Below are 13,331 nucleotides of genomic sequence, written 5' to 3'. Positions count from 1 at the left end.
TTCAAACTCTGAACGCGAAAGTTGACCAGCTCAGCAACGATGTAACCGCTATTCGTTCTGACGTACAGGCTGCTAAAGACGACGCTGCCCGTGCTAACCAACGTTTAGATAACCAAGCTCACTCTTATCGTAAATAAGAGTCATAGACTTGTTTAGAAAATGGCGCACTTAGTGCGCCATTTTTTTTGCCTGATTAACCGCGACGACCGCCACGCATTTCACCCCGGCTCACACGCCACGAAGCGACCCCGACTACGGGCATGCAGCCGAAATCACGCCTGTACCCCCGCAGGCGGACCGCTCATATAGCGGTAGGCCCCAAGCCGTTATTGAGCCGCCAGTGTCTTGGCGCTCCCGGCAGGGCCGTTATTACTGAGGTTGGTGACCGGCGCCGCAGTCGCCTGCGTCTTGACGCTTAGCACCGCCGGCACGGCGGGAGAGAGGCTGTTTTCCGGTGCTCCGGCGGAGATAAGCACCGGCATGCCGGAACGGCGGGCAATGGCATCAACGGCCACGGCGCGATCGGTGGCGGGATCGGCGAGAAATTTTTTCACCTTGGCGCTGTAGGCGATGGACATGGTCTGCGGATCGTCGCGGTCGTTGCGCGACAAGGGTTGATGCACTTCAATATAGCGTTTGCCATCGGGTTCGAGGGACACCTTGACCGGATCGTTGACGACCTGTACCCGCGTTCCCACCGGCACCGCATCGAATAAGGCCTGGATATCCTCGGGCCGCAGCCGCATACATCCCGAGCTGACGCGCATGCCGATACCAAAATTAGCGTTGGTGCCGTGGATCAGGTAGACCCCCTTGCCGGCCGCCAGGCGCAGGGCGAACAGTCCCATGGGATTGTCCGGCCCGGCCGGCACCACTCCCGGCAGGGTAATGCCCTGCTCCTCCAGGTAATGTTTACGGATATTAGGGGTCGGCGTCCAGGTGGGGTTGGGCACTTTTTGGATAACGGTCGTCGTCATCACCGGCGTGGTGCGGCCAAGCTGGCCGATGCCTATCGGGTAAACGATGACCTTGTTTTCATCTTTCGGATAATAATAGAGCCGCAGCTCGGCCAGGTTGATGACGATGCCCTTGCGTGGGGTATCAGGCAGCAGCATTTGCGTGGGTATGGTCAGAACCGACCCGGCGTGGGGCAGATAGGGGTCGGTGCCCGGATTGGCCTCAAGCATGGCCAGCAGGCCGATTTTGTGCGCCGCGGCGATGGCTTCCAGCGAGCCGCCGTCATTGGCGACGGTGGCGGTAACATTTTCCCCGATCAATCGGCTGTTCTCCGCCGGCAGGGCATATTCGGTGGCGCCGGCGGCGGAGATGCCCCCCAGCAGGCTGCCGGCGAGGCAAATGGCGAAGGCGATGCATTTCAGGGTCCGCGCATAGTTCATAATGATTTCCCACGTGATTGTTTTCGTAAGCCAAAGACCATTTTACCGTTGTCGCGGCGGCGACGTTACCGGGGTCCGGCACCACGAATAGCAGCCCAACCCGATCTCCGCTATCAGAAAACGCTGATAATGAGAGTTTAGCAAATGAGCGGCATGAATACAGGGCAAGCGCGGCGGGAATTCAGGCTGCCAGCCTGGGCGACCTGAGCGACAAATCGGGATAGCGGAATAGCGGGATAGAAGGATAGCAGGATGGTGGGATGACGGGCATGGCGGCCCATCATGCCCACGTTCCCGTACTGGTCACCGGCCCACACTGCGACCGGGGCGGCGAAGGGTTTATAGATTGGCGGCTTTGGCCCTGATGCCCCGCACCATGGCTTCCACGCCCTGCGAACGGGAGGGCGTCAGGTGCTGGCCAAGCGCCAGTTCATTAAAAAAGGGCCGCACGTCCAGCGCCACAATCTGGCGCGCCGTCAATCCCTGGTAAAGAATAAACACCATGGCGATCAGGCCTTTGACAATGGCGGCGTCGCTGTCGCCCGATAGCCGGACGGTACCCTCGCTATCCGTCGTCATGACAATCCATACCTGGCTCTGGCAGCCGGCGATCAGGTTTTCGGCGCTGCGCGCCTCATCGGGCAGCGCCGGCAGCTGCGCGCCAAGCTCGATGATATACATATATTTCTCTTCCCAGTTGCCGCAACGGGAAAAGTTACGCAACAGTTTGTCTTTGTCCGGCAAATTTGCCATCAACGAATCTCCCTGGCTATCGGTGTTAACCCAGCAACTGCCGCACGCGGATTAAACCGGCCACCAGTCTGTCGATATCTTCGCGCGTGGTATAGAGCGCAAGTGAAGCCCGGCACATGCTCGGCACCTGGTAATACGCCATCAGCGGCATGGCGCAATGGTGTCCGGTGCGGATGGCGATACCGTACTGATCGAGGAAACTGCCCACATCGTAGGCGTGATGCTTGCCCAGGTTAAAGGCGATGACGCCCGCGCGGTCGGCGGGACCGTACAGGGTAAGGTCCGGCACCTGCGTCAGCGCTTCCAGCGCGTAGCGCATCAGCTCACGCTCGTAGGCATGGATGCTGTCGATGCCCAGCGCCTCCACATAGCTCAGCGCGGCCCCCAGGCCGATCATCCCGCCGGTGTTGGGCGACCCGGCCTCGAAGCGCCAGGGCGCATCCAGGAAGGTGGTGCCTTCGCTCAGGCTGACGGTGCGGATCATCGAGCCGCCGCCTTCCCAAGGCGGCATCAGATCCAGCTGCCGTTTTCTGCCGAACAGAATGCCTATCCCGGTTGGACCGTAGATTTTATGGCCGGAGAACACGTAAAAATCACAATCCAGCGCCTGCACATCGACCTTCTGGTGCATGATGCCCTGGGCGCCGTCCACCAGCACCACCAGATCGGCGGCGGCGGCCCGCGCCCGGGCTATCAGACGTTCAAGAGGATTTACCGTACCCAATACGTTGGAGACCTGGGTAATGGCCAGCAGCCGGGTGCGGGCGTCCACCAGCGAGTCCAGCCGGGATTCGTCCAGCGTGCCGTCGGGCAGCAGCGGCAATACCCGGATTTCAACCTGTTTTTCCCCGGCGATAATCTGCCAGGGCACGATATTGGAATGGTGTTCCATCTCGGTGATAATCAGGTTGTCGCCGGGTTTGAAAAAATGCCGGCCGTAGCTGTTGGCCACCAGATTGATGCCTTCGGTGGTGCCTTTGACAAAAATGATTTCATCAACCGAAGGCGCGTTGATAAACCGCGCGGCCTGGGCGCGGACATCTTCCATCCGGCCGGTGGCTTCAGCGCTAAGGGTATGGATGCCGCGGTGTACGGCGGCATAACCCTGGCGATAATAATCGCTTTCAGCGTCGATCACGACGTTGGGCTTCTGGGAACTGGCCGCGCTGTCCAGGTAGGTGAGCGGATGCCCGTTAACCTGACGCGCCAGCAGTGGGAAATCCGATCTTATACGCTCAATGGGATACGACATTTACTCCCCCCTGCAATGAATCGGCAATACGGGTCAATACCCTTTCCCGCACCGTCTGGTTATCAATCGCCTCGGTAATGGCGGCGGCGAAGGCGTGGATAATCATTTTCTCCGCATCCTCGCGTTTAATGCCGCGCGAGCGCAGGTAAAACATCTGCTCCTCGTCGATACGCCCGACCGTGGCGCCGTGGCTGCATTTTACGTCGTCGGCATAAATTTCCAGCTGCGGTTTGGTATCCACTTCAGCCAAGCGATCCATCAGCAGATTGTTATTGGTCATCTGGCCGTCGGTCTTGATGGCGTGTTTGGCCACTTTGATAAGGCCGTTGAATACCCCTTTACCCCGCTCGCGCGCGATGATCTTGTGCAGTTGACGGCTCAGGCAATAGCCTTTGTTATGCTCAAGATAGGTGCGGGTATCCGCCACGTCGTTGCCCGACGGCAGCAGCAGACTGTTGATGGCCAGATCGGAGCCTTCGCCATCGAGGCGGGCGCTGGTCTGGTGGCGAACCAATCCCGCGCCCAGCAGGAAACTGCTGCTGCGCACCACCGCGTCGCGGCCGATATGGATATCGTTGTGGGCAAAGTGGTAGCTGGCGCGGTTTTCAAACGCCAGTTTGATGTGCGCCACCTGGGCGTTATCGCCCACCATAAGCGTCAGGCGCGAACCGGTAAAATGGGCAAGCTCCTGGTCCCGGCTGGCGAAATGCTCGATAATCTGCCCCTGCGCCCCGCCGGCCACCTCGATATGATGACGATAATGGAGCGTATTCAACTCTTCCGGGTTCGTTCCGCCGCTGCTGAGATGCAGCAGGTATAAGGGTTTTTCCGCCGCTTTACCGGCCGGCAGGCGGATGCGCGTCGTCTCGCGGCTCAGGCTCTCGGTCAGGTGCAAAAAGATTTCCGGCGCAATCGGCGCCGGCAGCGGCAGGCGTTCCGCGCCCTGCTCCACCGTCACCTGCCAAAAGCCGGTATCCCTGTCGCTCAGTTCGGGGGCAAAACGCCCGTCGACGAAGACCAGGCGAACGGCGTCCAGCTCCAGGCTCAGCCGATCCCGCTCGTCGGTGCCGAGGCGTTTGCCCTCGGAAAAGGCGAAGCGGTGGGACAACAGGCCTTCAAGCGGGGTATATTTCCAGTGTTCGTGTTTGCGCGTCGGCAGGCCGAGGCGTTCAACGCTTTGCCAGTGCTCATAGGCCTGGGCGGAGCGGCTCAGGCTTTGCCCCTCGAACAGATGGTGCCATTGTTGCAACGCCTGGGCATTATTGTTGTTCTGTAAGCCAGCCATAGCCTTGCTCCTCAAGCTGTTTCACCAGGGAAAAATCGCCGGACTTAACGATGCGGCCCTGGTAAAGCACATGCACGTGATCCGGTTTGATATAGTCCAGAATACGTTGGTAATGCGTGACGATAATAAACGAGCGCTGCTCGTTGCGCAGCGTATTGACACCGTGCGCCACCACCTTCAGCGCATCGATATCCAGCCCGGAATCAGTCTCGTCCAGAATGCACAACTGCGGTTCCAGCGCCGCCATTTGCAGAATATCGTTACGTTTTTTTTCGCCGCCGGAAAAGCCGACGTTCACCGACCGGGTAAGCAGGTCGGGCGGCATTTTCAACAGGGCGATTTTTTCTTCGATGAAATCAGCAAAATCAAAGCGATCCAGCGGCTCCTGCCGGCGATATTTACGCACCGCGTTTACCGCGGTCTGCAAAAAGAACTGATTGCTGACGCCCGGGATTTCCACCGGATACTGGAACGCCATGAAAATACCTTCGCCTGCCCGCTCTTCCGGTTCCAGCGCCAGCAGATCCTTGCCCTTGAACAGCACTTCGCCGTCGGTGACCTGATAGTCATCCCGCCCGGCAAGGGTGGCCGATAGGGTACTTTTGCCGGACCCGTTAGGTCCCATGATCGCATGCACCTCGCCGGGCCTGACGTCCAGGTTCACTCCCTTGAGGATAACATTATCTTCCACACTGACGTTTAAATTGCGAACTGTTAACATATTTTTTCCTTTACCCGACTTTCTGTCCGCCCGTACGGGCAGCAAATGCTGGTGTGCGGTCGGCGACTAAAGCGCGGGATTAACCCACGCTGTGTTCAAGGCTTATCGCCAAAAGTTTTTGCGCCTCGACGGCAAATTCCAGCGGCAGTTCTGAGAACACGTCCTTGCAGAACCCGTTTACGATCATCGAGATGGCGTCATCTTCGCTGATGCCGCGCTGGCGGCAGTAAAACAGCTGATCTTCACCGATGCGCGACGTGGTCGCTTCATGTTCCAACTGGGCGGTATTGTTGCGCACTTCCACATAAGGGAAGGTGTGCGCGCCGCAGTCCGCGCCGATCAGCATCGAATCGCATTGTGTAAAATTACGGGCGTTGGTGGCGCTGGGCATGATTTTCACCAGGCCGCGGTAAGTGTTCTCGCTTTTGCCCGCCGAGATACCCTTGGAAATAATGGTCGAGCGGGTGTTCTTGCCGATATGGATCATCTTGGTGCCGGTATCGGCCTGCTGGCGGCCATTGGTCAGCGCTACCGAAAAAAATTCACCCACCGAGTTGTCGCCGCGCAAAATGACGCTGGGATACTTCCATGTAATGGCCGAGCCGGTTTCCGACTGCGTCCACGACATCTTGGAGTTTTCGCCGGCGCATAACGCCCGCTTGGTGACGAAATTCAGGATGCCGCCTTCGGACTCACTGCCGGCGAACCAGTTCTGCACCGTGGAATATTTCACCTCGGCGTTTTTGTGGGCGATAACCTCCACCACCGCGGCGTGCAGCTGATAGCTGTCGCGCACCGGCGCCGAGCAGCCCTCGATATAGCTGACATAACTGCCTTCGTCGGCAATCAGGATGGTGCGCTCGAACTGTCCGGTTTTCGCGGCGTTAATGCGAAAATAAGTGGACAGTTCCATCGGACAGCGCACGCCTTTTGGAATATAAACGAAGGTGCCGTCGGAGGCCACGGCGGAATTAAGCGCCGCGAAAAAGTTATCGTTGGGCGGCACCACGCTGCCAAGATATTGGCGCACCAGGTCCGCATGCTCATGGATGGCTTCGCCGAAGGAGCAAAATATGATGCCCTCCTTCGCCAGTTTGTCACGATAGGTGGTCGATACCGACACCGAGTCGAAAATGGCGTCAACCGCCACTTCCGCGCCTTCACGCACCGGTACGCCTAACTGGTTGAACGCATTTTCCACTTCATCGGTCAGGTAGTTTTTGGCCGCGTCCTGGCCCGGCTGCTGCATGGCGCCGGGCTGGGAACCGCAGTTGTCATCGCAGCTGCCGCAGGAAGGGGCGGAATAATAACTGTATTCGTTATAGTCCAGCTTTTTATAATGCGCTTTCAGCCAGTGCGGCTCTTCCATTTCCAGCCAGGCGCGGTAGGCATTAAGGCGAAACTCCAGCATCCATTCCGGTTCATTACGTTTAGCCGAAATCGCCCGCACCACATCTTCACTGATGCCATGGGCCAGCTCGTCTGTCACCAGTTGGGTAAAAAAGCCTTCTTTATAACGTTCGCTTTTTATCCAGGGCTGCGTGGCGTCAATCGCCTCGGGAGTTTCTATATTGCTTCGTGCCATAATGGTTTATCGCTCACAGGCCAAAACTTTCGCCACACCCGCAGGCATGTTGAGCTTTGGGATTGTTGAATTTAAATACGTGATTCAGGCCTTCCTGCACGAAGTCCACTTCCGTGCCGTCGATAAAAGGCATGGCTTTCAGCGGGACAAAGAGCCGCGCGCCGTCACGCTCATAAACCAGTTCGCTTTCCTCCGCCTCCCCGGTCGCCACATCCATAACATAACCGAAACCGGCGCAACCGGATTGTTTAACGCCAAGCCGTAGTCCGAACATCGCGGAATTCTGTTCCATCAGATGACGGATCTGCCGGGCGGCGCTCTCGCTAAGGCTCAGGCCCTGCCAGATGTTTTCTTCCAGTGAAAACGTTTCAACAGTGTCCATTTGCATAAAACTTACCTCTCAACGTTTCAAGATGATAAACAGCAATCTCTCTATGTTAGTGATATGAATATTCACTGCAACCTTGCACTTTGCATGGGAATAGCCAAAAACGGCGGTAAAAATGACCATAAGCTTAATTATAGTCGCTATATTACCACCCGTCCCGCGACGCGGCTGCAACAACGTTTTTATAATTAACTGATAAATAGGCTATTTTTACTATTATAACCTTATTAAAAATACCAGAACTTTTCGCCCGCCGAATATAAAAATTAATCATCGAAAAAAACTATTTTTACGAAAGGTCTAAACAAAATATCTTTACCGCGCCGTGTTAGCGCATTTGTTACCCATTTTTTAATAGGCCCGGGCCGCTTCGGCGGCGGCTATTAGCGAAAAAGAGTGGCAAGCTAATTGATAATGATTACCATCTCGATTTTAATTAGCATTAATTGCGCATAGGTATTCATATTAATTCAGGCCGTGCGTCACAAAAACATCTCCGGACCGCCTGCCGGTTCCGATCAGATTACGCTCGTCGGCCGGCGGCGGCGCAAGCAATATGTGCGGTTCATCACACCCGGTAACGCCCTTTCGTTCACATTTATTACACAATTATAACACAATTAACGGCAAAACGCAGGCCTCGTCGCCCGCATTGCGAACGACGCCAAGGCGTTTACTCTTGCGCTTTGAGTACCACCGTGGTCAGGCGGGAAATGCAGTTAATCCTGCCGCGTTCATCGGAAATGCGGATTTCCCATACCTGATGCGTTTTCCCCAGGTGAACCGACCGGCACACCGCGCGCACCTGGCCGTCGGTGACCGGCCGCAGGTGATTGGCGTTGATTTCCAGGCCCACCACCAGATCTTCGCCCTGCGTGCACAAATATCCGGCCACCGACCCCAAGGTCTCGGCCAGGGCCACCGAGGCGCCGCCGTGCAGCAGGCCGTGCGGCTGGCGGGTACGGTCGTCCACCGGCATCACCGCTTCCAGTTCATCGTCCCCGATACGGGTGAAGACGATGCCCAGGTGCGCGGCCAGGGTGCCTTGGCTCTTTTGGTTAAGCGCCTCCAGTGAGGCGGGACGTTTCCATATCATCGGATAATCTCCAGCAAAGCTTGCAGGGGATGGCGGATGCCTTCCCCTTCGATGCGTTTCACCTGGCTGCGGCACGAATAGCCGGTAGCCAGGCAGCGGGCGCGCGGCAGGCGCTGTAAGGCCTGCTGCCAGGACAGGGCATAGATGCCCAGGGAATTGTCCAGATTGGCGCTTTCATGGCCATAGGTGCCGGCCATGCCGCAGCAGCCGACGCTGACGGTTTCAAGACGGGCGCCGAAACGGGCAAATACAGACGCCCACTGCTGTCCGCTGGCGGGCAGTTCCGTGGATTCGGTGCAGTGGCCAAACAGATACCATGCTCCATCGGGCGGCGCATCCAGCCGCGAAACGTCGGCACCGGCGGCCTGACGGCCAACGGCGGAAATCACCGGCGCGCTAATGCGTGACGTTGTCACTGCATCGGGCGATTCCTCCGCCGGTCGCAGCGTCATCAGCCATTCATGCACCAACAGCACCAGAAAGTCCCCGCGCCGGTCGCCGAGGATATCGCGATATTCATCGCGATAGCACAGCACCAGCGCCGGATCCACGCCCACCATCGGCAGGCCGAGGCGCGCGGTGCGGTTAAGGAAATCCGACGTCCTGGCGGCGGTTTTGGCGAAGCGCTGCAAAAAGCCCTTGATATGCTGGGCCTTGCCGTTGGGAGAAAACGGCAGCAATACCGGTTTACCCCCCAGCTTTTCCACCAGCCGGACAAAATCCGCCACCACGGCGGCGTCGTAATAGCTGGTAAAGGGATCCTGCACAATCAGAACATGGCCCCGACGCTGTTGTGCCGTCATCGCCTCCAGTTGTTCCAACGTGATGCCGGCGGCGCGGTGGTCCGTCAGCCGGGCGCGCAAAGAAGGGGTCGACAGCAGCGGTAAGTCAACCATGCCGATGCGCGCCCGGCTCATCTCGCGCAGCCAGGGCTGGCGCAGGAAAAAATTAAACAGCCGGGGGGCGCGCGCCATCAACGGCGCGTAGCTTTCGACGCCGGCCACCAGGTGATCGCGCGCCGGACGGAGATACCGGCTGTGGTAGAGCTGGAGAAAACGGGAACGGAAGCCCGGCACGTCGATTTTGATCGGACATTGCGTAGAACAGGCTTTACACGCCAGGCAACCGGCCATCGCCGCCTTGACCTCATGGGAAAAATCATACTCGCCCCGCCTCGCCCGCCGGCTGTTGCCCACCCTATCGGCCAAATCGCGCAGCGTGGCGAGGCCGGTGGGCAGATTTTTTTCCAGCAGCAGCGGGTCGACGCCACGATCGGCCAGCAGCCTGAGCCATTCCCTCACAAGCGTAGCGCGGCCTTTAGGCGAGTGGATACGATCGCCGGTGATTTTCATCGACGGACACATCGGGCTGCGCGCGTCGAAATTGAAACACAGGCCGTTGCCGTTGCATTCCATGGCGCCGCGAAACGATCCGCGCACCACCAGCGGAATTTGCCGGTCAAAGGTGCCGCGTTTAACCGCGTCGATTTGTTTCATCGGCGCGTCGCTCTCCACCGGCGCGCATATCTTGCCGGGATTAAGGCGGTTGCCGGGATCGAAAGCCGATTTTATCCGCCGCAGCTCATGATAAAGCGTTGCGCCAAAAAACTCGGGGCTGTACTGGGCGCGAAACCCTTTGCCATGCTCGCCCCACAGCAGGCCGCCATATTTAGCCGTCAATTGCACGATACGGTCCGACAGCTGTTTCATTAATATTTCCTGGGCGGGATCGCACATATCCAGCGCCGGCCGGACGTGAAGCACGCCGGCGTCCACGTGGCCGAACATGCCGTAGCTCAGGTGGTGGGCGTCGAGCAACTGGCGGAATTCGGCGATATAGTCGGCCAGATGTTCCGGCGGGACGCAGGTGTCCTCGGCGAAAGGAATCGGCTTGGCCGTCCCTTTGCTATTGCCCAGCAGCCCCACCGCTTTTTTGCGCATGGCGTAGATGCGCTCGATATCGATTAACCGATCGCAGATTTGATAGCCGATTACGCCGCCGCGTCCTTCGTCAATCAGCTGGTCCAGTCCCTGGCATATCGCCGATAGCCTGGCGGCGATAAGCGGCGCGTCGTCACCGGCGAATTCAACGATATTCAGCCCGAGCATCTCGCGCTCGGGCACATCCCGGATCAGATCGCGCACGGAATGCCAGACGATATCCTCGCGCGCCAGGTTCAGTACCGTTGAGTCCACCGTTTCCACCGATAGCGCATGGGCCTGCAGCATAAACGGCGCGTTGCGCAAGGCGGAGTTAAACGAATCGTATTTGACGTTTACCAACCGGCGCACCTTCGGCAAGGGGGTAATATCGAGCCGCGCTTCGGTAATAAACGCAAGCGTACCCTCGGAGCCGGTGAGGATGCGCGTCAGGTCAAACGTTTGCAGGTCGTCGCTAAAGACGTGGCGAAGATCGTAACCGGTCAGGAAGCGGTTTAATTTGGGGAACGAGTCCAGGATAAGTTGGCGCCGCTCCCGGCAACGCTCCAGCACCGTGCGGTAAATGCGCCCCGCGGCGCTGTCCTGTCCGGCGATTTTTTCCGCCTGCGCGGTGGGCATGGCGACCGTATCCAGCAGTTCGCCGTCCATCAGCACCGCGCGCAGGGCCAGGACGTGATCGGACGTTTTGCCGTACACCAGCGATCCCTGTCCCGACGCGTCGGTATTGATCATCCCCCCTAGCGTGGCGCGATTGCTGGTGGACAGCTCAGGTGCAAAAAAATAGCCCAGCGGGCGCAGATATTCATTGAGCTGATCCTTGATAACGCCGGCTTCCACCCTGACCCAGCCCTGTTCGGGATTCACCTCGAGGATATGGTTCATATGCCGCGACATATCCACTACGATGCCGGTATTCAGCGCCTGGCCATTGGTGCCGGTGCCGCCGCCGCGCGGGGTGAAAACCAGGGCGTTAAAGCGCGGCTCCCGCGCCAGGCGGCTGATTAACAGCACATCCTCGGTTGAGCGCGGGAACAGCACCGCGTCGGGCAGCAACTGGTAAATACTGTTATCGGTCGCCATGGTAAGGCGGTCGGCGTAGGAGGTGGCGCTGTCGCCGTTAAAGCCGTTGCGTTCCAATTGGGCAATAAAATCGAGAACCGGTTGGGCGAGTCCCGGCGCCTGGGATATCTGTGGGATCATTAACTATGAGCCTGCTTTTCAAGTGTAAAGGGGGCCGGCATAAGGAGTTTTATGAAGGTCCGACCCGATTGTTTTAGCATATTTTTTTTTTGCGCGCGCGCTGACCACGAAAAATTTTGCCCTGGCCGGATATTCCGGCGCCCCGATAAACGCCGGTTTCTCCCGCCCATGGTTTAAATTGTTGTTACGGCCTGTTAAAAAACGGGTAAATAACGCATCATTAAGACGGTTACCGGCAACGGCTTCCCTTCCTGCGATCGCTGTCATGCCCTATTTACCCATTGTTTATCGAGGCGAAAACTATTTCATGGATTACCCGCGTCAACTGCTTGATCTGCCAAGGATGCTGTTTAGCGTAACCTTTATTGCGCTAATGACACTGGCCTGTTTTTGGGTGGTACAACCCTTCATCCTGGGTTTCGCCTGGGCCAGCATGGTGGTTATCGCCACCTGGCCGCTACTGATTAAAATCCAGGCATTATTATGGGGGAGACGATCGCTTGCGGTGATCGTCATGACGATTCTGCTGGTATTGTTATTTGTCCTGCCGGTGTCCGTTCTTATCAGCAGCGTGATTGATAACAGCGCGCCGCTGGTGGCCTGGGCCACGGAGCCAAACCGGCTGACCTTGCCGACGCTGCACTGGCTGCGGGATGTGCCGTTGGTCGGCCATAAGCTCTACTCGGGCTGGCAGGCCACCATTTCCGGCGGCGGCGGTCCGCTGGTGGCCAAGATTCAGCCCTATATCGGCCAATCGGCCACCTGGCTGTTGTCGCAGGTGGCTCAGGTGGGCAGCTTCCTCATCCATTGCGCGCTGATGCTGCTGTTCAGCGTGCTGCTGTATATCCGCGGAGAACGGGTGGCGCTGGCCGTGCGCCACTTCGCCATCAGGCTGGGCGCGGAACGGGGCGACGCGTCGGTCCTGCTGGCCGCCCAGGCCATCCGGGCGGTGGCGCTGGGCGTGGTGTTGACCGCCATCGTGCAGGCGGTGTTGGGCGGCATCGGGCTGGCGGTTTCCGGTATCCCGTTCGCCACTATCCTGACCATCATCATGTTTATCACCTGTATTGCCCAGTTGGGCCCTTTGCCTATCCTTATTCCCGCCATGATCTGGCTGTACTGGAGCGGCGACACCACCTGGGGTACGGTGCTGCTGGTGTGGAGCTGCGTGGTCGCCGCCCTGGATAATATCCTGCGGCCGATATTTATCCGTATGGGCGCGGATTTACCCATTCTGCTGGTATTGTGCGGTGTAATCGGCGGCCTGCTGGCGTTCGGCATGATCGGCCTGTTTATCGGACCGGTGGTGCTGGCGGTATCCTATCGGCTGATTTTCGCCTGGGTCCATGAGGCGCCCTCGCCGAGTGAAATGCATGACCCGGAAAAACATCTGAGCGATTTGTCGGAACTGTAGGCGAAAACTCCGCATATATTATTTCCGGATACCATAAGCATCCGGAAATTAATATAACTTCATCATTAGCCATTAGTTTTATTAACTTTTAGTTTACTTATTCGGAGGATTCTTAATGACTCTTCACCCCGTAATTAATATTATTAGCACATCAATTAACTCAACTCACTGATTTTACATCAAGGTTTCCCCTGAGTTAAATGAATTGCTGTGTGTAGTCTTTGCCCGTCTCATAGGATGGGCTTTTTTTTCGCCTGAATATCGTCGCGGGGAATAATACGCAGGAAAATACCGGCGAAT

Annotated in this window: 12 protein-coding genes and 1 other RNA gene; 3 read left to right on the top strand and 10 right to left on the bottom strand. The window is 57.7% G+C overall.

Features of this window, described 5'->3' with window-relative positions:
• A partial coding sequence (locus tag VGC33_RS15350; RefSeq protein ID WP_331121638.1) for an LPP leucine zipper domain-containing protein occupies positions 1–137 on the top strand: 137 nt, incomplete at its 5' end.
• Between the two features lie 189 nt (positions 138–326).
• On the opposite strand, the gene VGC33_RS15345 is transcribed toward VGC33_RS15350, so the two are convergent.
• From VGC33_RS15345 to VGC33_RS15300, 10 genes are all read right to left on the bottom strand, one after another.
• Positions 327–1,397: a L,D-transpeptidase family protein gene (locus tag VGC33_RS15345; RefSeq protein ID WP_414636940.1), complete on the bottom strand. Its 1,071-nt coding sequence runs from the start codon at positions 1,395–1,397 to the stop codon at positions 327–329.
• A 339-nt stretch (positions 1,398–1,736) separates the two neighbouring features.
• A complete protein-coding gene (gene sufE / locus VGC33_RS15340; RefSeq protein ID WP_331121636.1) occupies positions 1,737–2,150 on the bottom strand; it encodes a cysteine desulfuration protein SufE in 414 nt (137 codons plus the stop codon).
• Positions 2,151–2,175: 25 nt separating this feature from the next.
• A complete protein-coding gene (gene sufS / locus VGC33_RS15335) occupies positions 2,176–3,402 on the bottom strand; it encodes a cysteine desulfurase SufS (protein WP_331121635.1) in 1,227 nt (408 codons plus the stop codon).
• Positions 3,386–4,687: a Fe-S cluster assembly protein SufD gene (gene sufD / locus VGC33_RS15330; protein WP_331121634.1), complete on the bottom strand. Its 1,302-nt coding sequence runs from the start codon at positions 4,685–4,687 to the stop codon at positions 3,386–3,388. The genes sufS and sufD overlap by 17 nt, the downstream gene beginning before the upstream one ends.
• Positions 4,662–5,408 (bottom strand): Fe-S cluster assembly ATPase SufC, encoded by a 747-nt coding sequence (sufC, locus tag VGC33_RS15325; RefSeq protein WP_331121633.1) that lies wholly within the window; start codon positions 5,406–5,408, stop codon positions 4,662–4,664. Before sufC ends, sufD begins: the two co-directional genes overlap by 26 nt.
• Before the next feature lie 79 nt (positions 5,409–5,487).
• Positions 5,488–6,993 carry a Fe-S cluster assembly protein SufB gene (gene sufB, locus VGC33_RS15320; RefSeq protein ID WP_331121632.1) on the bottom strand — a complete coding sequence of 502 codons (1,506 nt, stop codon included), beginning with the start codon at positions 6,991–6,993 and terminating at the stop codon, positions 5,488–5,490.
• A 13-nt stretch (positions 6,994–7,006) separates the two neighbouring features.
• The gene (gene sufA / locus VGC33_RS15315; protein ID WP_331121631.1) at positions 7,007–7,381 is read right to left on the bottom strand and encodes a Fe-S cluster assembly scaffold SufA; all 375 of its coding nucleotides are present in this window, start codon (positions 7,379–7,381) and stop codon (positions 7,007–7,009) included.
• Between the two features lie 673 nt (positions 7,382–8,054).
• The gene (locus tag VGC33_RS15310) at positions 8,055–8,477 is read right to left on the bottom strand and encodes a hotdog fold thioesterase (RefSeq protein WP_331121630.1); all 423 of its coding nucleotides are present in this window, start codon (positions 8,475–8,477) and stop codon (positions 8,055–8,057) included.
• Positions 8,474–11,617, bottom strand: a complete 3,144-nt coding sequence (ydiJ, locus tag VGC33_RS15305; protein ID WP_331121629.1) for a D-2-hydroxyglutarate dehydrogenase YdiJ — start codon at positions 11,615–11,617, stop codon at positions 8,474–8,476. The genes VGC33_RS15310 and ydiJ overlap by 4 nt, the downstream gene beginning before the upstream one ends.
• 18 nt (positions 11,618–11,635) lie before the next feature.
• Positions 11,636–11,884, bottom strand: coding sequence for a hypothetical protein (locus VGC33_RS15300; protein WP_331121628.1), 249 nt, complete (start codon positions 11,882–11,884; stop codon positions 11,636–11,638).
• A gap of 40 nt (positions 11,885–11,924) precedes the next feature.
• Between VGC33_RS15300 and ydiK the strand changes: the two genes are divergently transcribed.
• The gene (gene ydiK, locus VGC33_RS15295; protein WP_331121627.1) at positions 11,925–13,031 is read left to right on the top strand and encodes an AI-2E family transporter YdiK; all 1,107 of its coding nucleotides are present in this window, start codon (positions 11,925–11,927) and stop codon (positions 13,029–13,031) included.
• Positions 13,032–13,179: 148 nt separating this feature from the next.
• Positions 13,180–13,284, top strand: an RNA gene (gene rprA, locus VGC33_RS15290) — antisense sRNA RprA.
• Positions 13,285–13,331 lie beyond the last annotated feature (47 nt).

The organism is Acerihabitans sp. (assembly GCF_036398755.1).
In the GTDB taxonomy this organism is placed as follows: domain Bacteria; phylum Pseudomonadota; class Gammaproteobacteria; order Enterobacterales; family Enterobacteriaceae; genus Acerihabitans.
This window is presented reverse-complemented; position numbering and strand designations above follow the sequence as displayed.

Excerpts from the sequence above, each read along its gene's own strand:
- sufB (WP_331121632.1), bottom strand. The coding sequence starts at position 6,993 with ATGGCACGAAGCAATATAGAAACTCCCGAGGCGATTGACGCCACGCAG.
- ydiJ (WP_331121629.1), bottom strand. The coding sequence starts at position 11,617 with ATGATCCCACAGATATCCCAGGCGCCGGGACTCGCCCAACCGGTTCTC.
- VGC33_RS15345 (WP_414636940.1), bottom strand. The coding sequence starts at position 1,397 with ATGAACTATGCGCGGACCCTGAAATGCATCGCCTTCGCCATTTGCCTC.
- sufS (WP_331121635.1), bottom strand. The coding sequence starts at position 3,402 with ATGTCGTATCCCATTGAGCGTATAAGATCGGATTTCCCACTGCTGGCG.
- VGC33_RS15300 (WP_331121628.1), bottom strand. The coding sequence starts at position 11,884 with ATGACAGCGATCGCAGGAAGGGAAGCCGTTGCCGGTAACCGTCTTAAT.
- sufC (WP_331121633.1), bottom strand. The coding sequence starts at position 5,408 with ATGTTAACAGTTCGCAATTTAAACGTCAGTGTGGAAGATAATGTTATC.
- ydiK (WP_331121627.1), top strand. The coding sequence starts at position 11,925 with ATGGATTACCCGCGTCAACTGCTTGATCTGCCAAGGATGCTGTTTAGC.
- sufD (WP_331121634.1), bottom strand. The coding sequence starts at position 4,687 with ATGGCTGGCTTACAGAACAACAATAATGCCCAGGCGTTGCAACAATGG.
- VGC33_RS15310 (WP_331121630.1), bottom strand. The coding sequence starts at position 8,477 with ATGATATGGAAACGTCCCGCCTCACTGGAGGCGCTTAACCAAAAGAGC.
- sufA (WP_331121631.1), bottom strand. The coding sequence starts at position 7,381 with ATGCAAATGGACACTGTTGAAACGTTTTCACTGGAAGAAAACATCTGG.
- sufE (WP_331121636.1), bottom strand. The coding sequence starts at position 2,150 with ATGGCAAATTTGCCGGACAAAGACAAACTGTTGCGTAACTTTTCCCGT.